Consider the following 19,932-nt stretch of genomic DNA (forward strand, 5'->3'; position numbering starts at 1 on the left):
ACCCGGCGATCAGAGTTCCGGACGCATGTGCGGGAAGAGGATCACGTCGCGGATCGACGGCGAGTTGGTCAGCAGCATCACCAGACGGTCGATGCCGATACCCTCGCCCGCGGTCGGCGGCATGCCGTATTCCAGCGCACGAACGAAGTCGGCGTCGAAGTGCATGGCCTCGTCGTCCCCGGCGTCCTTGTCGGCCACCTGGGCGTGGAAGCGCTCGGCCTGATCCTCGGCATCGTTGAGCTCGGAATAGGCGTTGGCGATCTCGCGGCCGCCGATGAACAGCTCGAAGCGGTCGGTGACGTTGGGATTGCGATCGTTGCGCCGGGCCAGCGGCGAGACCTCGAACGGGTACTCGGTGATGAAGGTCGGCTGCTCCAGCTTGTGCTCGACCAGCTCCTCGAAAATCATCACCTGCAGCTTGCCCAGGCCTTCGTGACCGAGCAGCTTGGCGCCGGCCTTCTTGGCCAGGGCACGGGCCTTCTCCAGATCGTTGAGATCGGCGGCCGAGATCTCCGGGTTGAACTTGAGGATCGAGTCGAACACCGACAGCCGCGCGAAGGGCTCGCCGAAGTGGAACACCTTGTCGCCATAGGGCACGTCGGTGCTGCCGAGCACGGCCTGGGCCAGCTCGCGGAACAGCTCCTCGGTCAGGTCCATGTTGTCTTCGTAGTCGGCGTAGGCCTGGTAGAACTCGAGCATGGTGAACTCGGGGTTGTGCCGGGTCGAGACGCCTTCGTTACGGAAGTTGCGGTTGATCTCGAACACGCGCTCGAAGCCACCGACCACCAGGCGCTTGAGGTAGAGCTCCGGTGCGATGCGCAGGAACATCGGCATGTCCAGCGCGTTGTGGTGGGTCTCGAACGGCTTGGCCGCGGCGCCGCCAGGGATGGTCTGCAGCATCGGCGTTTCCACTTCGAGGAAGTCACGCTCGGCGAGAAACTTGCGGATGTGCGCGATGACCTGGGAGCGCACGCGGAAGGTCTCGCGTACTTCCTCGTTCACCATCAGGTCGACGTAGCGCTGGCGATAGCGCTGCTCGGTGTCGGTCAGGCCGTGGAACTTGTCCGGCAGCGGACGCAGCGACTTGGTCAGCAGCCGCACGTTGTTCATATAGACGTACAGGTCGCCCTTGCCCGAACGCGCCAGGGTGCCCTCGGCGGCAATGATGTCGCCCAGGTCGAAATGCTTGACCGCCTCAACCTGCTCGGCCGGCAGGGTCTTGCGATCGACGTAGACCTGGATGCGCCCGCTCATGTCCTGCAGCACCATGAACGGTCCGCGGTTGAGCATGATCCGTCCGGCGACCTTGACCGGAATGGCGGCCGCTTCCAGCTCCTCCTTGGTCTTCTCGGCGTACTGTTTCTGCAGGTCGCCTGCATAGCGGTCGCGACGGAAGTCATTGGGGAAGGCATTGCCCTGCTCGCGCACGGCAGCAAGCTTTTCCTTGCGCTGGGCGATCAGCTTGTTTTCTTCCTCTTGGATGGCGTGCTGGTTCAGCGGTTGTTCGCTCATTGCGGGTCGTCCCGGTCAAATCGTTTCAATGGGGTGCTTGCGGCTTGAGGCTTGCAGCTGCTCTCAGAGCCCCTGTTTCAGGCTGGCTTCGAGGTACCCGTCGAGGTCGCCGTCGAGCACCTTCTGGCAATCGCTGCGCTCCACGCCGGTACGCAGATCCTTGATGCGCGAGTCGTCGAGCACGTAGGAACGGATCTGGTGGCCCCAGCCGATGTCCGACTTGCTGTCTTCCAGCGCCTGAGAGGCGGCGTTGCGCTTCTGCATTTCCAGCTCGTACAACTTGGCCCGCAGCATCTTCATGGCGGTGTCCTTGTTGGCGTGCTGGGAACGTTCATTCTGGCAGGCCACCACGGTATTGGTCGGCACGTGGGTGATACGCACCGCCGAGTCGGTGGTGTTGACGTGCTGACCACCGGCGCCGGAGGAGCGGTAGGTGTCGATGCGCAGGTCGGCCGGGTTGATCTCGATCTCCACCCTGTCGTCGATCTCGGGCGATACGAATACCGCCGAGAACGAGGTGTGGCGACGGGCGCCGGAGTCGAACGGGCTCTTGCGCACCAGGCGGTGCACGCCGATCTCGGTGCGCAGCCAGCCGAAGGCGTATTCGCCCTTGATATGCACGGTGGCGCCCTTGATGCCGGCGACTTCACCCTCGGACAGCTCGACGATCTCGGCATTGAAGCCACGCTTGTCGGCCCAGCGCAGGTACATACGCAGCAGGATGTTGGCCCAGTCCTGGGCCTCGGTACCGCCGGAGCCAGCCTGGATATCGAGGTAGCAGTTGTTGGGGTCCATCTCGTGGCTGAACATGCGGCGGAACTCGAGCTTCTCGAGAATTCCGCGCAGGCGCTCGACTTCGGCCACGACATCGTTCATCGCGCCTTCGTCGTTTTCTTCGGCGGCCATTTCCAGCAGGTCGCGCGAATCGGCCAAGCCGCCGTCGAGGTCGTCGATGGTTTCGACGATCTGCGCCAGGGTGGCGCGCTCACGGCCCAGGTTCTGGGCGTACTCGGGGTTGTTCCAGACGTTCGGGTCTTCGAGTTCGCGGTTTACTTCGACGAGACGATCATGCTTCTGATCGTAGTCAAAGATACCCCCGAATCGACAAAGTGCGCTCGGACAGGTCCTTGATGCTGTTGAGGATCGGGTTGATTTCCATGGTAGGCAGCTCTCAATCGGACGATGCGAAAAGCCGGCGATTATAACCGAGCGCGCCTACGCTGACAGCCCGTGCGGGCAGATCGCCGTGACCGCACGACCACCGGGCTGCACAAGGAAAAATCCACCTCCTTCGCGGGACAGGATCAGCCGGAAATACCGCGCACCTGGTTCTCCAACTCCGCCTTGAGCTGGGGATCGAGCTTGAGCTGGCGTGCCAGTTCCTCGAGATAGGCGCGCTCCATGAAGTGCTCCTCGTCCACCGCCAGTACGCTGGCCAGGTACATCTCGGCAGCCATCTCCGGTGTCTGCGCGGCCGCCGCTACTTCAGCGGGATCGAGCGGCTTGTTCAACTCGGCGTCCAGCCAATGCTGCAGGTCGCCATCACTGGTCAGCTTGGCCACCTCGGCATCGATCAGCTGACGCTCGCGGGCATCGATATGTCCGTCGGATTTGGCCGCCGCGACCAGTGCCTTGAGAATGGCCTGGCTATGTTGCTCGACCTGCGCCGGCGGCAGGCGATCGACGGTTTGCGGTGCACCCTGCGGCGCGCTGGCCTGCTGCGCCTGCCAGTTGCTGTAGGCCTTGTAGGCCAGCACCCCCAACGCGGCGAGGCCGCCGTAGGTCACCGCCTTGCCACCGAATTTGCGCGCTTTCTTGTTGCCCAGCAGCAGCCCCATGGCCCCTGCCGCCAGCGCCCCGCCGCCGGCGCCCGAGAGCAGATTGCCGAGCGAGCCACTGCCGGCGCCGCCGAGCAGATCATTCAACCCAGCTGCGGCAGGCTTTCCGCCGGCGGTTGGCGTTTGCTGCTTGCTCAACAGCTCCTGTCCGGTTTTAAGAAGTTGGTCGAGAAGGCCACTGGTTTTCATCGATACACCTGCGAAGGAAAAGAAATAGAGGTGACAGCCGTTCCGTCCAGTCAGTCCGGCAACTGGCGGATCGGCGTGTCGCGATGGGCGGCGCGCACATACTGCGCCGGCCACGGCACCGAGTTATCGCCCAGGTGCTCGGCAGCGTGCAGCGGCCAGTAGGGGTCGCGCAGCAGCTCACGTGCCAGCAGGATCAGATCCGCCTGCCCGGTGCGCAGGATGTGCTCGGCCTGCACCGCCTCGGTGATCATGCCCACGGTACCCGTGGCGATGCCGGCTTCTTTGCGCACGCGTTCGGCGAACTGGGTCTGATAGCCCGGGCCGACCGGAATTTCCGCGTTGGCAGCAGTTCCGCCGGACGACACGTCGATCAGATCTACGCCCAGCGGCTTGAGTCGGCGCGCCAGCTCGACGGTTTCATCGGGATTCCAGCCATCCTCCACCCAATCGGTCGCCGACAGTCGGACAAACAGCGGCAGCTCCTCCGGCCAGACGGCACGTACCGCTTCGGTCACTTCCAGCAGCAGGCGGATCCGATTGTCGAACGAGCCGCCGTAGCGATCCTGGCGCTGGTTGGACAGCGGTGAGAGGAACTGATGCAGCAGGTAGCCGTGTGCCGCATGCACCTCGGCGACCTTGAAGCCCGCGGCCAACGAACGCTCCGCCGCCCGCACGAAAGCCTCGATCACCGCTGCGATGCCCGCATCGTCGAGCGCGGTCGGCACGGCATACTGGGGGTCGAAGGCAATGCTCGACGGCCCCACCGGCGTCCAGCCGCCTTCGGCGATCGGCACGCTGCCATGCTTGCCGAGCCAGGGTTGCCAGCTGCTGCCTTTGCGTCCGGCGTGTGCCAACTGCACGCCCGCCACGGAACCCTGTGCCTCGATGAACCGGGTAATCCGTCGCAGCGGCTCGACCTGCTCGTCGTTCCAGATGCCGAGGTCTTGCGGCGAGATCCGCCCTTCGGCCAGCACAGCCGTGGCTTCGATGATGACCAGGCCGGCGCCACCCACCGCGCGGCTGCCCAGGTGTACCAGATGCCAATCGTTGGCCACGCCGGCCTTAGCCGAGTACTGGCACATCGGCGACACGGCGATGCGATTGGGCAAAGTGAGCTGGCGGAGGGTCAGCGGCTGGAAGAGCTGGGTCATGGAAACCTCGACTGCGAAGAGTGCGTCTTTGGACTCTCTACAGTAGAGACGGTTTCCGTGAGAAAACCCAGCCGGCCGGCCCACGGAACCGCAACCGCACGTTTCCGCGATACCCGCTCGCTAGGCGGCCACCACTTCCACGGGCACCCCGTTGAGCGCTGCATTGCCGGACAGACCATCGAGCAGCTGCGGGTCCGTCAGGTCATTGGCGCTGGCGCCGGACAGGCCGCAGGCAATCCCCAGCTGCACGCCGGGACGCGCATGCCCCCAACCATGCGGCAAACTCACCACACCTGGCATCAGATCGGTACTGGCGACCACTTCGACTTCGATGGAGCCGACCCGCGAACGGACCCGCACGCGCTGACCGTCGCTCAGGCTGCGACTGGCCAGGTCGAGCGGATGCATCAGCAGCTGATGGCGCGCTTTGCCCTTCACCAGTCGCTGGTAGTTGTGCATCCACGAATTGTTGCTGCGCACATGCCGGCGACCGATCAGCAGCAGTTCGTGGGTCGGTGGCGCCGCGCCAGCGAAGCGCTGCAGGTCGGCCAACAGCAGCTCCGGGGCGGCCTGCAGCCGGCCGTTGGCGGTTTTCAGACGATCGGCGAGATTGGGCTGCAACGGCCCGAGGTCAAGCCCGTGTGGGTAATCGCGCAGCGCCTGAAGGCTGAGCCTATGCTCGGTGCGCTCGCCGTACGGGCCATGACGCAGACCGAGATCGATCATCTGCTCTGGCGCGATAGTCGGCTTCAGCTCGACGCCGACATGTTCGGCGAACGCGCGCGCCAGGCCGACGAAGATTTCCCAGTCGTGCAGCGCACCTGCCGGCCTGGGCAGGATCGCTTCATTGAAGCGCGTGACATTACGCACGGCCAGCAGATTGAAGGTGCTGTCGTAATGATCGTGCTCCAGCGGTGCGGTGGGCGGCAGGATCAGGTCGGCGTAGCGGGTGGTCTCGTTGATGTAGAAATCCACGCTGAGCATGAACTCCAGACCGTCCAGCGCCTGCTCCAGCTGGCGCCCGTTGGGCGTCGACAACACCGGATTGCCGGCCACGGTGATCAGCGCTCTTACCTGGCCTTCCCCGGGTTCGAGCATTTCCTCGGCCAGCACCGCCACCGGCAGCTCGCCGCCGTATTCCGGCAAGCCGGAGACGCGACTCTGCCAGGCATTGAAGTGCCCCGGCGAAGCGCTTTCCACCAAGTCCACTGCCGGCAGGGTGCACAACGCCCCGCCAACCCGATCGAGGTTGCCGGTCAGCAGATTGATCACCTGCACCAACCACTGGCACAACGTGCCGAAAACCTGGGTCGAGACGCCCATGCGCCCGTAGCAGACCGCGCGCGGCGCGGCGGCGAAATCCCGCGCCAGCTGGCGGATCGTCGCGGCTGGTACGCCGCAGCGCGCACTCATTGTCTCGGCGGTGAACGGCGTGACCGCCGTGCGTACCTGGTCCAATCCATCCACCGGCAGATGGCTGCCGCGCACCAGCCCTTGGTCGAACAGCGTGTTGAGCAACCCAAGCAGCAACGCCGCATCCTGGCCGGGACGAATGAACAGGTGCTGGTCGGCGATCGCCGCCGTCTCGCTACGCCGCGGGTCGACCACTACCAGCTTGCCGCCGCGCGCCTGGATTGCCTTCAGGCGTTTCTCGACGTCCGGCACGGTCATGATGCTGCCGTTGGACGCCAGCGGATTGCCGCCGAGGATCAGCATGAAGTCGGTGTGGTCGATGTCCGGCACCGGCAGCAGCAGGCCATGACCGTACATCAGGTGACTGGTCAGGTGATGCGGCAACTGGTCGACCGAAGTCGCGGAAAAGCGGTTGCGCGTCTTCAGCAGACCGAGAAAGTAGTTGCTGTGGGTCATCAGCCCGTAGTTGTGCACGCTCGGGTTGCCCTGGTAGATGGCCACCGCATTGTTGCCATGGTGCGCGCGAATCTCGCCGAGCCGCTCGGCGACCAGGGTGAAGGCTTCCTTCCAGCTGATCGCCTGCCATTCGTCGCCGCAGCGGCGCATCGGATGACGCAAGCGGTCCGGGTCGTGCTGGATGTCCTGCAGTGCCACCGCCTTGGGGCAGATATGGCCGCGACTGAAACTGTCCTGCGGGTCGCCCTTGATCGAGATGATGGTGTCGCCCCGGGTCTGGATGGCCAGGCCGCAGATGGCCTCGCACAGGTGACAGGCACGGTAGTGAGTGGTCGTATCGCTCATTTCGGCTTCCCGCATGGCGCTATTGTTGTCCACTCACTCTAGGCGCGCCGGAGACCCCGGACAATCGAACCGCCTGCGGGGAATGACGGCGGATTCAAGCCGCCAATCGACGGCGACTCAGCGCGCAGCGATGTGCGCCACCAGCAGCTGTACGCTTTCGCGCCCGCGGTACTCGTTGACGTCGAGCTTGTAGGCCAGCTCTGCCCAGCGGACCGAGGCATTCGGCCATTGCTCACGGTCGATATTGAAGGCGATGCCGTCCAGCGTCAGCGATCCGCACTCGCTCCGCAGCACCAGCTTCAGATGTCGCTCGCCGACCAACCGTTGCTGGACCAGCTGGAACACGCCGTGAAACAGCGGTTCGGGAAAGTGCTGCCCCCAAGGACCGGCGTTGCGCAGCGCCTTGGCCAGCTCCAGGTGAAACTCTTCGAGACTGAGCTGACCGTCGCTGAGCAGGCGTCCGGTCAAGTCATCGGCGCAAAGCTGGCGACGCACCTCAGCATCGAACGCCGCGGCGAAAGCACCGAAGTTCTCCTGCGGCAACGACAAGCCAGCCGCCATCGCATGGCCGCCGAACTTGCTGATCAGCCCCGGATGACGCGCGGCCACGGCATCCAGCGCGTCGCGAATATGAAAGCCCGGCACCGACCGCGCCGAGCCCTTGAGGATGCCGTCGCCCGCATCGGCGAAGGCAATCGTCGGTCGGTGATAACGTTCCTTCAGGCGCGATGCCAGGATGCCGATCACGCCCTGATGCCAGTCGGGCTCGAACAGGCACAGGCCGAACGGCAGATCCTCCACCGCCAGCTCTTTGAGCTGCGCCAGCGCCTCGCGCTGCATCCCCTGCTCAATGCTCTTGCGGTCCTGGTTCAGCTGGTCGAGCTGCACCGCCATGTCACGCGCCAGCGCCTCGTCTTCGCAGAGCAGGCATTCGATGCCCAATGCCATGTCGTCCAGGCGCCCGGCCGCATTTAGTCGCGGGCCGAGAATGAAGCCGAGATCGGTCGAGGTGATGCGGGCGTGATCCCGTCCGGCGACCTCCAGAATCGCGCGCAGCCCGGGCCGCGCCCGCCCGGCACGAATTCGCGCCAGGCCCTGGTGCACCAGGATGCGGTTGTTGGCATCCAGCGGCACCACATCGGCAACGCTGCCGAGCGCGACCAGATCGAGCAGTTCGGCAAGGTTCGGCTCCGCCCAGCCGTTGCGCGCAAACCAGTCCAGCTCACGCAGGCGTGCCCGTAGCGCCAGCAGGACGTAGAAGATCACCCCGACTCCGGCGATGCACTTGCTGGGGAAGCCGCACTCGGGCTGATTCGGGTTGACGATGGCATCGGCGGCCGGCAGCTCGGCCCCGGGCAGGTGGTGATCGGTGACCAGCACCTTCAGCCCGGCGGCCTTGGCCGCGGCAACCCCTTCGACACTCGAGATACCGTTGTCGACGGTGATCAGCAGCTCGGGTTCGCGCTGCAGCGCCACCGCGACGATTTCAGGGGTCAGCCCGTAACCGTACTCGAAGCGATTGGGCACCAGATAGTCGACGTGCGCCGCTCCGAGCTGGCGCAGGCCAAGCACCCCCACCGTGCTCGCCGTCGCGCCATCGGCGTCGAAATCGCCGACGAAGAGAATGCGCTGGCGCTTCTCCAGCGCCTCGACCAGCAGTGCGACCGCCGCATCGATCCCCTTGAGCTGACCGTAGGGGATCAGCCGAGCCAATCCCTTGTCCAGTTCGCTCGCCGAACGCACGCCGCGCGCGGCATACAAGCGCGTCAGCAAGGGCGGCAGATCGCCCAGATCAGGCAGGGCTTCGGGCAAGGGACGGGGTTCGATGCGCATCGACGGGCTTCCGGGTAACAGCTCTCCGGCAGGGGGCGCCGGACGAAATCGGCCGCACAGGATACAGCAATGCACTCGGCGCCGGCGGGCCGAAGATCGCGCGTTATACAGCGGCGCCAATTCGTTGCTAATCGCCAGCATGCGCACCGCCGCCAAGAGGATTGCATGAACCCTCTGCTGCTCAACTGCGACATGGGCGAAAGCTTCGGCGCCTGGACCATGGGCCGGGATGCCGAAATCATGCCGCATATCGATTGCGCCAACATCGCCTGCGGCTTCCACGCCGGCGACCCACAGGTCATGGTTCGACGTGTTTGCCGATCGCGCCTATGACGGCAGCGGCCAGCTGGTGCCGCGCAGCCAGCCCGGAGCGGTTCATCACGAGAGCGCCGCCGTCGTTGCCCAGGCGCTGCGCCTGGCCAGGGGCGAACCGCTGATTGCCAGTGACGGCAGCATGCTGACCCTGCGAGCCGACAGTCTGTGCGTGCATGGCGACAACGCCGCCTCGCTCGCCGCGGTGCGAGAGATCCGCCAGGCACTAGCCGAGCTGCCGGCATGAAGCTGCGCATCGAGGTCGCCGGCATCGACAGCCTGATGCTGCGCCTCTTCGACGATATGGATGAAGCGCACATGCCCTGGCTGCTGGCGGCCTGCGAACGCCTGCGCACGGGCTTCGGTCCAGCGCTGATCGATCTGGTGCCCTCCTATACCACCATCCTGCTGCAGTACGACCTCGCCCAGCTGGACGATCGGCAGGCCCGCGCGCGCATCGAACAGGCACTGCACGAGCTGCGCCCTGCTCACATCGGTAGCCGTCGCGAACATCGCCTGCCCGTGTGGTACCACCCTAGCGTGGGTCCCGATCTGGAGGCGCTTGCCGAGCGCACCGGCCTGGGCATCGACGGCGTCATCGAGCGCCACAGCGGCCATACCTATCAGGTTTTCGCCCTCGGTTTCGCACCCGGCTTCGCCTTCATGGGGCTGGTCGACCCACGCCTGACCAGCCCGCGTCTGGCGACTCCGCGCAAGCGAGTGCCTGCTGGCAGCCTGGGCATTGCCGATCGGCAAACGGCCATCTATCCGCAGGTTTCTCCCGGCGGCTGGAATCTGATCGGTCGCACTCCGCAGCCACTATTCGATCGAGAACTGGACGGCTATAGCCTGCTGCAACCCGGCGACCGGGTACGGTTCGAGCCAATCGAGCGCGACGAATTCCTCCGCCTGGGCGGCGATGCGCGTCCCTTCGCCGAGCACAGCCCATGAGCCTGCGGGTGGAACGCAGCGGCGCACTGGCGACCCTGCAGGATGGTGGCCGCTTCGGCATACGGCATCTGGGGATCACCCGAGGCGGCGCGGCGGACTGGCTTTCGCAAGCCGGGCGAACTGGCTGCTGGGCAATCCGCTGCAGGCCGCGACGATAGAGATCACCATCGGCTGCTTCACCCTGCAGGCGCAGCGCGATGCGTGGTTGGCGCTGGCAGGCGCGGACCTTGGTGCGACGCTGGATGGCCAGCCACGTAGCGGTGTGCGCTGCTACCTCGCCGCGACCGGCGGATTCGTCGCAGTGCAGTCGCTCGGCAGCTGTGCCAGCGTGCCACGCGAAGGACTGGGCGGCCTGCACGGTGACGGCCAGCCGCTGGTTGCAGGTGATCGCTTGCAATGGCGAGGCACCACGCCCAATCCTCGGCAGATACCGATCACTCAGATTCCACAGCTGGTCAGCGCCGCGCCCCTACAGGTGATTCTTGGCGCACAGGTCGGCGACTTCGCCGCACAGAGCCTGTTCGACGCGTTCAATCGCGACTGGCAGGTCGATCAGCGCGCCGATCGGATGGGCGTTCGCCTGCTTGGCCCGGTCCTGCAATGCAGCAGAAAGACGATGATTTCGGAAGGGGTGACGCTAGGCGCCATCCAGGTGCCAGCCGACGGCCAGCCAATCGTATTGCTCAACGACCGCCAGACCATCGGCGGCTATCCGCGTCTCGGCGCATTGACGCCGCTATCCGTCGCCCGACTGGCGCAGTATCTGCTCGGAACACGCCTGCGGCTGGCGCCCGTCGGGCTGGAGCAGGCCCAGCGCCGGCAACGTGTACTGCTCGACAGCTGGCGCTAGCGCCAGCCGCGGTCAGCTTCAGCCACGCTCACCCAGCAGCCACTGCAGCGGTACTTCGTGCTGACCGCGCTCGTCGGTGACGAACAGCGTGCCATCACTGATCATTACGCCCCACTGGATGCTGCGCGGCAGGTCTTTGGTCAACTCGGCCAGCGACTCAGAAGCAACGGCTGCGATGCTGACGTTCTTCAGCCCCTTGACCGCATCGACCACCTTGCCCTGCCAGACTCGCAGATTGCCGTAAGCCAGCAGGCTGAAACGCTCGGCACGGCGCGAGCACCAGGTGATCCGCTCGGCATCCGGTTGACCAACCTCGATCCAGTGCAGGATGCGGTCGTCCAGGCTCTTTTCCCACAGCGCAGGCTCATCGACATCCGACAACCCGCGACCGAACGCCAGTTGCTCGTGATACCACAGCGCATAGGCAATCAAGCGCACGCCGAGGCGCTCCTCGGTCTCGGAAGGATGGCGGGCCACCGTGAAGCGCAGGTTCTCATAGACGCCGCGATCCAGGTCCGTCAGGTTGAGTTCGATCTTGTAGGGTGTGGCTTGCAGAGCCATGGCGCGCTTCCTGGCGGGAAAAAGGCGCGCAGTCTACCGCAAAGCACCGTCACACCGGCATTCGCCGCCTGCGGAGGATCCTGCGGATTCCCCCTACACGGACGCCGGCGGGGCAATCGTCAGACAGATCACAGGCATTCGACGAACGAGCTTTGACAATCATTCTCATTCTGTTTAGCATCCCCCACATCAACAGGCTCAACAGGTACCTCTCATGTACGTCTGCCTTTGCCAGGGTGTCACCGACGGCCAGATTCGCGAAGCCATCTACGAAGGCTGCTGCAGCTATCGTGAAGTCCGCGAGACCACGGGCGTCGCCAGTCAGTGCGGCAAATGTGCCTGCGTAGCCAAGCAAGTGGTACGCGAAACCCTCGGGGACATCCAATCGGCCCAGGCTGCACTCGCCTATCCGGCGAGCTTCGCCCCCGCCTGATTGACCGATCACTACCGAGCCGGGCCCTGCCCGGCTTTTTTGTGTCCGCAAATCAAGACGTTATCGCCCAAGCGCACAAAGGAAACATTCGTATTCGAATTTAGCCCTTTGCATTCAAGGGCTTAGGTTTGACAGCCCAGAGCTTCGTGGCCAGACTGCGCCAACGACCATACCGTCTCAGGCAGGGCCCGAACAATGAAAGGCGACAAGCTAGTTATCCAGCACCTCAACAAGATCCTCGGCAACGAACTGGTCGCCATCAACCAGTACTTCCTGCATGCGCGCATGTACGAGGATTGGGGCCTGGGCAAGCTCGGCAAGCACGAGTACGAAGAGTCCATCGATGAGATGAAGCATGCGGACAAGCTGATCAAGCGCATCCTCTTCCTCGAGGGTCTGCCGAACCTGCAGGATCTGGGCAAGCTGCTGATCGGCGAGAACACCCGCGAAATGCTCGACTGCGACCTCAAGCTGGAACAAGGTGGTGTGCTGGATCTGAAGGCCGCCATTGCCTACTGCGAGAGCGTCGGCGACTACGGCAGTCGTGAACTGCTGGAAGATATCCTCGAGTCCGAGGAGGAGCATATCGACTGGCTGGAGACTCAGCTCGGCCTGATCGACAAGGTGGGCTTGGAGAACTACCTGCAATCACAGATGGACGAGTGATCTCGCCCTGATCGATTCGCTCATGAAAAAGCCCCGCGATGCGGGGCTTTTTCATGGCAAGGCGCGACGCTTCAGGCTTCGGTCTTGCCGACGGCCGACTTGATCAGCGTCTGCAGCTCGCCCTTCTCGAACATCTCGAGGATGATGTCGCTGCCTCCGACCAGCTCGCCGTTGACCCACAGCTGCGGGAAGGTCGGCCAGTTGGCGTACTTCGGCAGATTGGCGCGGATCTCCGGGTTCTGCAGGATGTCGACATAGGCGAACTTCTCGCCACAGCCCATCACGGCCTGGGTTGCGCGGGCAGAGAAGCCGCACTGCGGGGCGTTGGGCGAGCCTTTCATGTACAGCAGCACCGGGTTGTTGGCGATCTGTTCTTTGATGGTTTCGATGATATCCATGGAGTACCTCGGCTAGACACGGTTGCCGCGCATTGTACCGGAACTGCAGGGGGAAAGCCGAGTGCCGGACTCGGCTTTAGTGCTCACGTGGGCTGGCAACCTGCGCCGCGCGCGGCCCGCCAGCGGATTTGCGCCTGCGCTTGATTTCTGGATAAGATCGCGCCTTTCCCGTTTCGTCGCTTCCCCGTGCGACCTCCTGTCGTCGGTCCTCCTTTTTCCTGAAAAAAGCTACGGACCACGGCCTGCGGCAATAAAGGTAGTTGATATGAGCGCAAGGCATTTTCTCTCACTGATGGACTGCACGCCCCAGGAGCTTCACAGCCTGGTCCGCCGCGGCATCGAGCTGAAGGATCTGCGCGAGCGCGGCATTCTCTTCGAGCCGCTGAAAAATCGCGTACTGGGCATGATCTTCGAGAAAGCCTCGACGCGTACTCGCCTGTCGTTCGAGGCCGGCATGATCCAGCTCGGTGGCCAGGCGATCTTCCTGTCGCCGCGCGACACCCAGCTCGGCCGCGGTGAACCGATCAGCGACTCGGCGATCGTCATGTCGCGCATGCTCGACGCCGTGATGATCCGCACCTTCGCCCACTCCACCCTGACCGATTTCGCTGCGCACTCGCGTGTTCCGGTGATCAACGGCCTCTCCGACGATCTGCATCCCTGTCAGCTGCTGGCCGACATGCAAACCTTCCACGAACACCGCGGCAGCATTGCCGGCAAGACCGTGGCTTGGATCGGTGACGGCAACAACATGTGCAACACCTATATAGAAGCGGCGATCCAGTTCGACTTCCAGCTCAATATCGCCTGCCCCAAGGGTTACGAGCCCAAGGCTGCCCTGCTCGCCCAGGCTGGCGACCGCGTGCGGATCACCCATGATCCGCGTGAGGCCGCAGCGGGCGCGCACCTGATCAGCACCGACGTGTGGGCCTCGATGGGCCAGGAAGACGAAGTGGCCGCTCGCCTCGCCACCTTCCGTCCGTATCAGGTCGATCGTGCGCTGCTCGACTGCGCCGCCGCGGATGTGCTGTTCATGCACTGCCTGCCGGCCCACCGTGGCGAGGAGATCAGCAACGATCTGCTGGACGATCCGCGCTCGGTCGCCTGGGACCAGGCAGAGAACCGTCTGCACGTGCAGAAGGCCCTGCTCGAATTTCTCGTCGAACCGGCTTATCACCACGCATGAGGCATGAGCCGCTGCTGTTGCTGCGCGACCTGGCCTGCGGCTACGGCGCGCAGCGCATCGTGCAGAACCTCAACCTGCATCTGAATCGCGGCGACATCGGTTGCCTGCTTGGCCCCTCGGGTTGCGGCAAGACCACCACGCTGCGCGCAATCGCCGGCTTCGAGTCAGTGCATCAGGGCGAGATCCAGCTGGGCGATGCGGTGATCTCGCGTGCCGGTTACACCCTCGCTCCAGAAAAACGCCGCATCGGCATGGTGTTCCAGGACTATGCGCTGTTCCCGCATCTGACGGTGGCCGAAAACATCGCGTTCGGCATCCGCAAGCACCCGGACTGCCAGCGCATCGTTAGTGAAATGCTCGAACTGGTGCACCTGTCCACACTGGGCCGGCGTTACCCACACGAGCTTTCCGGCGGTCAACAGCAACGGGTCGCCCTGGCCCGCGCGCTCGCGCCGGAACCGCAGCTGCTGTTGCTCGACGAACCCTTCTCCAACCTCGACGTGGAGTTGCGTCGCCACCTCAGTCACGAAGTCCGCGAGATCCTCAAAGCCCGCGGCACCAGCGCCATTCTGGTCACCCACGATCAGGAAGAGGCGTTTGCCGTCAGCGATCAGGTCGGCGTATTCAAGGATGGCCGGCTGGAGCAGTGGGACACGCCGTTCAATCTCTACCACGAGCCATTGACTCCCTTCGTCGCCAGCTTCATCGGCCAGGGCTATTTCATTCGCGGCCAGCTGATCGATCCCGAAACGGTGCAGACCGAGCTCGGCGTGATCCGTGGCAACCGCGCCTATACGTGGCCGGCCGGCAGCTCCGTCGACGTGCTGCTACGCCCGGACGACATCGTCTACCGCCCGGAAAGTCCGCTGAAAGCGCTGATTGTCGGCAAGACCTTTCTCGGTGCCTCGACGCTTTATCGCTTGCAGCTGCCGACCGGCAACCAGCTGGAAGGTATCTTCGCCAGCCACGCCGACTATCCCACCGGACAGGAAGTGGGCATCGCCATTGCCGCCGATCATCTGGTGGTGTTCCCTGCCCAGGGCAGCATCGCCGCTCACGAGAAGCTGCCGGAGAACGGCGTACGGCGTTTCAGCGGCGCCTGAGCGCCGGTCGTCCGTCAGGCGTCCGAGGAGCTGTCCGGCTCGCCCTTCTGCCGCCGCTGGCGAAAGAACGCGCTGAGCAGTTCACCGCATTCCGCGGCCAGCACTCCGCCCTCCACCAACACCCGGTGATTGAGAAAGTCCTGCTCGAAGAATCGCCCCCGACTGACCACCGCACCGGCCTTCGGCTCACTGGCGCCGTAAACGACGCGCTGCACCCGCGAATGCACGATGAGCCCGGCGCACATGCTGCACGGCTCCAACGTCACGTACAGCGTGCAACCGGGGAGCCGGTAGTTGCGCAACGCGCCAGCCGCATCGCGGATCGCCACCATCTCGGCGTGGGCGCTCGGGTCGTTGCGGCTGATCGGACAGTTGTAACCGCGTCCGACGATCTCACCGTGGCACACCAACACCGCCCCCACCGGCACCTCGCCCTCGACCGCGCCTTGTGCGGCGAGCACCAGCGCCTCGCGCATGAAGCGCTCGTCCTGGCTGCGATCGATGATCAGCGGTTTTCTCATCTCTTCATTCCTGCTCGGCTTACACCACTTCGATTGCCGCCATCAGCCCGGTTTCCATGTGGTCGATGACATGACAGTGAAACATCCAGACGCCGGGGTTATCGGCCACCAAGGCGATACGCGCCGTTTCGTTCTTGCCCAGCAGATAGGTATCGGTAAACCAGGGGTCGATCTTGCGCCGGTTCGACGCGAGCACCTTGAAGGTCATACCGTGCAGATGGATCGGATGCTGGTACTGGCTGAGGTTGCGCAGCTCGAAGATGTAGTGCCCATTCCTTTTCAGCGTCGCGATCGGCCGAGCAGCGCAGCTCTTGTCGTTGATGTCCCACGCCTGGCCGTTGATCTGCCAGAAGGTGTGCGCACCACCCTGCTCCAGCGCCGTCGACAGCGCACCGACCCACTCGAAATTGAAGCGCAGCGTCTCAGCTCGCTGCAGGTCCGGCTCAGCGATGGGGTTGGCCGGTAACGCAGGCGGCCAGTCGCCGGCCGCTTCGCCAGCGGGCGCCGAGCGCAGAGTCGCCAGCCGCAACGGACCGTTGCGCAACATCAGCTCCTGACCGGCAGCCGGCACGCGGAGCGCCAGCTCGATACGCATGCCCGGCCCCAGCCAGTACTCCTTGCCCAGCGGGCGCGGCGTGACAGGATTGCCGTCCAACGCGTAGATGCGCGCCTCGCCCTGCGAAAGATTGAGGCGATAGGTCAGCGTGTTGTCGAGATTGAGGATGCGCAGTCGAACGATCTGTCCGGCCGGCAAGTCCAGGGCCGGCAGATGCTGGCCGTTCACCGTGGACAGCACGCCGGGGGTACCGCCACGCGCTGCCTCGCGTGGCACGCTGAACGCGGTGAAGACACCCTGCTTGTCGACGTGCCAGCTCTTCAGGCTCAGCGTGCGTTCGTGACGAAAGCCGCTCGGCTCGCGTTCCTCGACGATCAGCGGGCCGACCAGCCCGCGGCCCAGCTGCTCGCCGCTGGCAGTATGCGGGTGATACCAGAAGCTGCCGGCATCCTTGAGCTGGAAGTGGTAATCGAAGAACTCGCCGGGCAGCACCGGCAGCTGCGACACGTAAGGCACCCCGTCCATTTCCAGCGGCAGGCGAATGCCGTGCCAGTGAATGGTGGTCGGTTCCGGCAGCCGATTGATGAAGCGCACACGCAACCAGCCACCCTGCCGGCCGCGCAGCTCCAGACCCGGTGCCTGGCCACCGTAGGCCCAGGCAGGCGTCGAGTGACCGGGCACCAGTTCGACGTCCAGCGGCGCGGCGATTAGTTCGTAGTCATGCGTAGTGACGGCGGCAGGACGGCCAAGCCAATAGCGAGCCCCACCGGCACCCAGACCAACCACACCGAGGCCGGCCAGTCCGGCGAGAATCTGTCTACGTGTAAAGGACATACGTGGGCTCCAGCCAGTCCGAATTGATGGGCCCATCAGGCTCTGCAGCACGTCCGTCCAGAGACCTGCACATAGCAAGAGGGCAGCCTGGGCTGCCCTCTTGAAGCGCGGATCACTCCCACTCAATCATCAATAGGTCGCCTAAACCCGCATGGTTAAAGGGACAAATTTAATCGATATAGGTTTTACCGTCACATTTACCGCCATTCCGCCAGCATCTATATTGCGCGGTGATGGAGCTATTCGAACAGTGAAGACTTAGCGGTCGCCGGCAATTTTAGCCGTCTTTAGCATCCTTGACCAATGCCGTCGGATGCGGCAAAACCAGAGCCTTTACGCACAATCCGGGGTTGGGCGGGTTTATTGAAGTTTGTTGACGCATGGTGATCCGCTTGCAAGGACTAAATAACTGTCTCGCTTGAAATAGTCGACATAATCGCCCTTAACTTAATGATTAGAAAACTTGTTCATGGAATGTGTGCAGTTCCCTAGCCTGTTAGCCACTAACATTCGCATCATCCCATCTCCTGAACCAGTCGCTCCATTTCTTGAGCGAATTGAGGCTGGCATATGTGAAAACCCTGCACCACTGCGCAGTCTGCTTCTTCCAACCATTCAAGCTGCTCACCAGTCTCAACGCCCTCGGCGGTAACCGTGAGCTCCAAGGCCTCCGCGAGCCCAACGATTGCCTTGATGATCAAACGGTCATTAGCAGAACTTAGCGCGTTGCCAATGAAGCTGCGATCTATCTTCAACCCGTCGAACGGATAACTTCGTAGGTAATTGAGCGAAGAATAGCCCGTACCGAAGTGGTCCATGGTCAGGCGTACGCCTAATTCCTTGAGCGCATTGAGGGTTGCTAACGCACCTGCGGACTCATCCAGCAAAATGCTCTCGGCAACCTCCAGCTCAAGCCGCGAGGCAGCCAGACCGGCTTCCGTCAGTGCCCGCTGAACATCCAGTCGGAGGTCGCTCTGACGGAACTGGACAACGGACAGGTTGACTGACACGCAGATATGCTCGGGCCAGCGTGCTGCTTCGTTGCAGGCCTCATTTAACACCCATCGTCCGAGCGGAACGATGAGCCCGGTTTCCTCCGCTAGGTCAATGAAGTGCGCCGGGCCGAGCAACCCCTTCAGTGGGTGCTGCCAGCGCACCAGTGCTTCAGCTCCGATGATGTGCATACCATTTGTTCGATAGCGCGGCTGATACTGAAGCGCCATTTCCCCCATAGCCATGGCTTGCCGCAGGTCCATCTCAAGCTGTCGTCTTTGTAATAACCGCTGGTTCATTTCGCTGGCGTAGAACCGCCACGTGGCACGTCCATCTTCCTTGGCCTGATAGAGCGCAATGTCCGCACAGCGCAACAGCTCGTTCGCCTCGGTCGCGTCCTGCGGCGCAAGCGCAATACCGATGCTTCCGCCGACGAAGATGTTCTGGCCTTCGTATACGATCGGTTGTTTGATCTGATCGATAAGGCGTACACAAAGCGCCTCAATGCTTTCCTGGGAGCTTATGCCATCAAGTACCATGATGAATTCGTCGCCGCCAAGCCGAGCGACGAGGTCTTCGTTGCGCGTACAGTTAAGCAAACGGAGCGACATTTCCTGGAGCACCAGATCGCCTGCAGCGTGCCCAAGGGTGTCATTTACTGGCTTAAATCGATCCAGGTCCAGACTGATCATTGCCAACGGCCTATTGGCTCCCAGCTTGCCGGCCAGAAAACTGTGCAAGTTGTTACGATTGGGCAGGCCAGTCAGAGCGTCGTGCATGGATAGATGCTCTACCTGCGTCTGCGCTTTTACCTCCTCGGTGATGTCGCTGGCGGTACCTCTGTAACCGGCACATTTCCCGTCCGCCATGATCGGCCGCGACGCCAGGCGACAGATCCGAACGTCACCGTTACTGTCCGAATACTTGCAACGCAAGGGTTCATTGGCTGGCTTTGAATTCGGTGACGCGTTCAAACCGTTCGGAGAGGTATATCAACCTCAAGCGCTCATCGGTTTCCCACAACCAGTCCGATGCAGCCTCGGCGATATCACGAAAGCGCTTCTCACTACTAGCAAGGCTTGCCTGGCTGACCGTAAGCGCCGAGTGACTATCTTCAAGGCGTCGCGATGCCCTCACCGCATCAAGGGCGATCAACCCTATTAGAAGAAGCATTAATACCGCAGAGGAGCCGACTATCGGTAGCAGCCCTTCAAGCATCTCATGACCGAACTCAGGAGCCGACCAGCCGAAGATTACCGAGGCGCCCGCCAGGTCGGTGAGCGCTAGGCTGCCATCTTCTGATATCGCACCACCCTCACCTTGGCCAATTAAATGTAAATCGATCAGTCCGTATTGGAAGCCGAGCCGCAGCAGTTCGTCCGGATCCAGCAAATCAATCAGAACCAAGGTGGTGCCGGAAGCCCGTCTCAGGGCGACCTGATCCTCAGGCAAAGCATTTGCCGCAGCAGCGAGCACCAACGTGTCATCGAGCCGCAGAATTCCACCTGTCAACGCATCGGGGCCACCCCGCCGGGCTTGCTCTAACAGCCCATCCAACCCAACGCCGAGCCGCTGAAGCAGATCGCTGTCCCGCACTGCCTCGGAAGTGAGCGCCTGAGTTTTTTCGACGCCGGAGCCAAACACCATAAGGGCATCGAAATCGAGGCTGTAAAAAAGCACGTCTGGAGCCGCCATCTTAGCTCGCGATTGCGGATCGGTTGAGGCGTTATTGAGCGTGACGAATGCGGCCATTCTGAATCGCCCCGGATTTCTTAGACACTTTCCAGGCTCAGTAAATGTCGCTTCTCAAACTCTACCGGTGACAGCTGGT

At 63.2% G+C, this 19,932-nt stretch carries 17 protein-coding genes and 2 pseudogenes; 7 read left to right on the plus strand and 12 right to left on the minus strand.

Features of this window, described 5'->3' with window-relative positions:
• Positions 1–9: 9 nt before the first annotated feature.
• The 6 genes from lysS to recJ form a co-directional block, all read right to left on the minus strand.
• Positions 10–1,512 (minus strand): lysine--tRNA ligase, encoded by a 1,503-nt coding sequence (gene lysS, locus N8H22_RS11375; protein ID WP_264590609.1) that lies wholly within the window; start codon positions 1,510–1,512, stop codon positions 10–12.
• Positions 1,513–1,575: 63 nt separating this feature from the next.
• A protein-coding gene (gene prfB / locus N8H22_RS11380) for a peptide chain release factor 2 (RefSeq protein ID WP_264590610.1) occupies positions 1,576–2,671 on the minus strand; the annotation gives its coding sequence in 2 pieces (ribosomal slippage) (positions 1,576–2,598 and positions 2,600–2,671; 1,095 coding nt in all).
• Positions 2,672–2,816: 145 nt separating this feature from the next.
• Positions 2,817–3,539, minus strand: coding sequence for a tellurite resistance TerB family protein (locus N8H22_RS11385; protein ID WP_264590611.1), 723 nt, complete (start codon positions 3,537–3,539; stop codon positions 2,817–2,819).
• Between the two features lie 50 nt (positions 3,540–3,589).
• Entirely contained in the window at positions 3,590–4,690 is a 1,101-nt protein-coding gene (locus tag N8H22_RS11390) for an NADH:flavin oxidoreductase/NADH oxidase (RefSeq protein ID WP_264590612.1), read from the minus strand.
• A 120-nt stretch (positions 4,691–4,810) separates the two neighbouring features.
• Positions 4,811–6,904 carry a molybdopterin oxidoreductase family protein gene (locus N8H22_RS11395; RefSeq protein ID WP_264590613.1) on the minus strand — a complete coding sequence of 698 codons (2,094 nt, stop codon included), beginning with the start codon at positions 6,902–6,904 and terminating at the stop codon, positions 4,811–4,813.
• A gap of 117 nt (positions 6,905–7,021) precedes the next feature.
• A complete protein-coding gene (recJ, locus tag N8H22_RS11400) occupies positions 7,022–8,737 on the minus strand; it encodes a single-stranded-DNA-specific exonuclease RecJ (RefSeq protein ID WP_264590614.1) in 1,716 nt (571 codons plus the stop codon).
• A gap of 165 nt (positions 8,738–8,902) precedes the next feature.
• Here recJ and N8H22_RS11405 point away from each other — a divergent pair.
• The 3 genes and pseudogenes from N8H22_RS11405 (at position 8,903) to N8H22_RS11415 (ending at position 10,850) form a co-directional block, all read left to right on the plus strand.
• A pseudogene (locus tag N8H22_RS11405) lies at positions 8,903–9,296 on the plus strand (LamB/YcsF family protein).
• A complete protein-coding gene (gene pxpB / locus N8H22_RS11410; protein WP_264590615.1) occupies positions 9,293–10,000 on the plus strand; it encodes a 5-oxoprolinase subunit PxpB in 708 nt (235 codons plus the stop codon). The pseudogene N8H22_RS11405 and the gene pxpB overlap by 4 nt, the downstream one beginning before the upstream one ends.
• A pseudogene (locus N8H22_RS11415) lies at positions 9,997–10,850 on the plus strand (biotin-dependent carboxyltransferase family protein). Before pxpB ends, N8H22_RS11415 begins: the two are co-directional and overlap by 4 nt.
• Before the next feature lie 18 nt (positions 10,851–10,868).
• Here N8H22_RS11415 and N8H22_RS11420 read toward each other — a convergent pair.
• Complete coding sequence (locus tag N8H22_RS11420; RefSeq protein WP_264590616.1) at positions 10,869–11,411, minus strand: YaeQ family protein; 543 nt, start codon at positions 11,409–11,411, stop codon at positions 10,869–10,871.
• Between the two features lie 214 nt (positions 11,412–11,625).
• Between N8H22_RS11420 and N8H22_RS11425 the strand changes: the two genes are divergently transcribed.
• Both N8H22_RS11425 and bfr read left to right on the plus strand, forming a co-directional pair.
• Positions 11,626–11,844: a bacterioferritin-associated ferredoxin gene (locus N8H22_RS11425; RefSeq protein WP_264590617.1), complete on the plus strand. Its 219-nt coding sequence runs from the start codon at positions 11,626–11,628 to the stop codon at positions 11,842–11,844.
• 195 nt (positions 11,845–12,039) lie between these two features.
• Entirely contained in the window at positions 12,040–12,510 is a 471-nt protein-coding gene (gene bfr / locus N8H22_RS11430; protein WP_264590618.1) for a bacterioferritin, read from the plus strand.
• A gap of 71 nt (positions 12,511–12,581) precedes the next feature.
• On the opposite strand, the gene grxD is transcribed toward bfr, so the two are convergent.
• Positions 12,582–12,908: a Grx4 family monothiol glutaredoxin gene (gene grxD / locus N8H22_RS11435; RefSeq protein ID WP_264590619.1), complete on the minus strand. Its 327-nt coding sequence runs from the start codon at positions 12,906–12,908 to the stop codon at positions 12,582–12,584.
• Between the two features lie 265 nt (positions 12,909–13,173).
• On the opposite strand from grxD, the gene argF reads away from it, so the two are divergent.
• Entirely contained in the window at positions 13,174–14,094 is a 921-nt protein-coding gene (gene argF / locus N8H22_RS11440) for an ornithine carbamoyltransferase (protein ID WP_264590620.1), read from the plus strand.
• Positions 14,091–15,197, plus strand: coding sequence for an ABC transporter ATP-binding protein (locus tag N8H22_RS11445; RefSeq protein WP_264590621.1), 1,107 nt, complete (start codon positions 14,091–14,093; stop codon positions 15,195–15,197). The genes argF and N8H22_RS11445 overlap by 4 nt, the downstream gene beginning before the upstream one ends.
• A 14-nt stretch (positions 15,198–15,211) precedes the next feature.
• On the opposite strand, the gene tadA is transcribed toward N8H22_RS11445, so the two are convergent.
• The 4 genes from tadA to N8H22_RS11465 form a co-directional block, all read right to left on the minus strand.
• Positions 15,212–15,718: a tRNA adenosine(34) deaminase TadA gene (gene tadA / locus N8H22_RS11450; RefSeq protein WP_264590622.1), complete on the minus strand. Its 507-nt coding sequence runs from the start codon at positions 15,716–15,718 to the stop codon at positions 15,212–15,214.
• A gap of 19 nt (positions 15,719–15,737) precedes the next feature.
• Entirely contained in the window at positions 15,738–17,108 is a 1,371-nt protein-coding gene (locus N8H22_RS11455; protein ID WP_264590623.1) for a multicopper oxidase family protein, read from the minus strand.
• A gap of 515 nt (positions 17,109–17,623) precedes the next feature.
• Entirely contained in the window at positions 17,624–18,880 is a 1,257-nt protein-coding gene (locus N8H22_RS11460) for an EAL domain-containing protein (protein ID WP_264590624.1), read from the minus strand.
• 160 nt (positions 18,881–19,040) lie between these two features.
• Complete coding sequence (locus N8H22_RS11465; RefSeq protein WP_264590625.1) at positions 19,041–19,853, minus strand: hypothetical protein; 813 nt, start codon at positions 19,851–19,853, stop codon at positions 19,041–19,043.
• Positions 19,854–19,932 lie beyond the last annotated feature (79 nt).

Origin of the sequence: Stutzerimonas sp. S1 (assembly GCF_025966695.1) — a bacterium.
Lineage (GTDB): Bacteria > Pseudomonadota > Gammaproteobacteria > Pseudomonadales > Pseudomonadaceae > Stutzerimonas.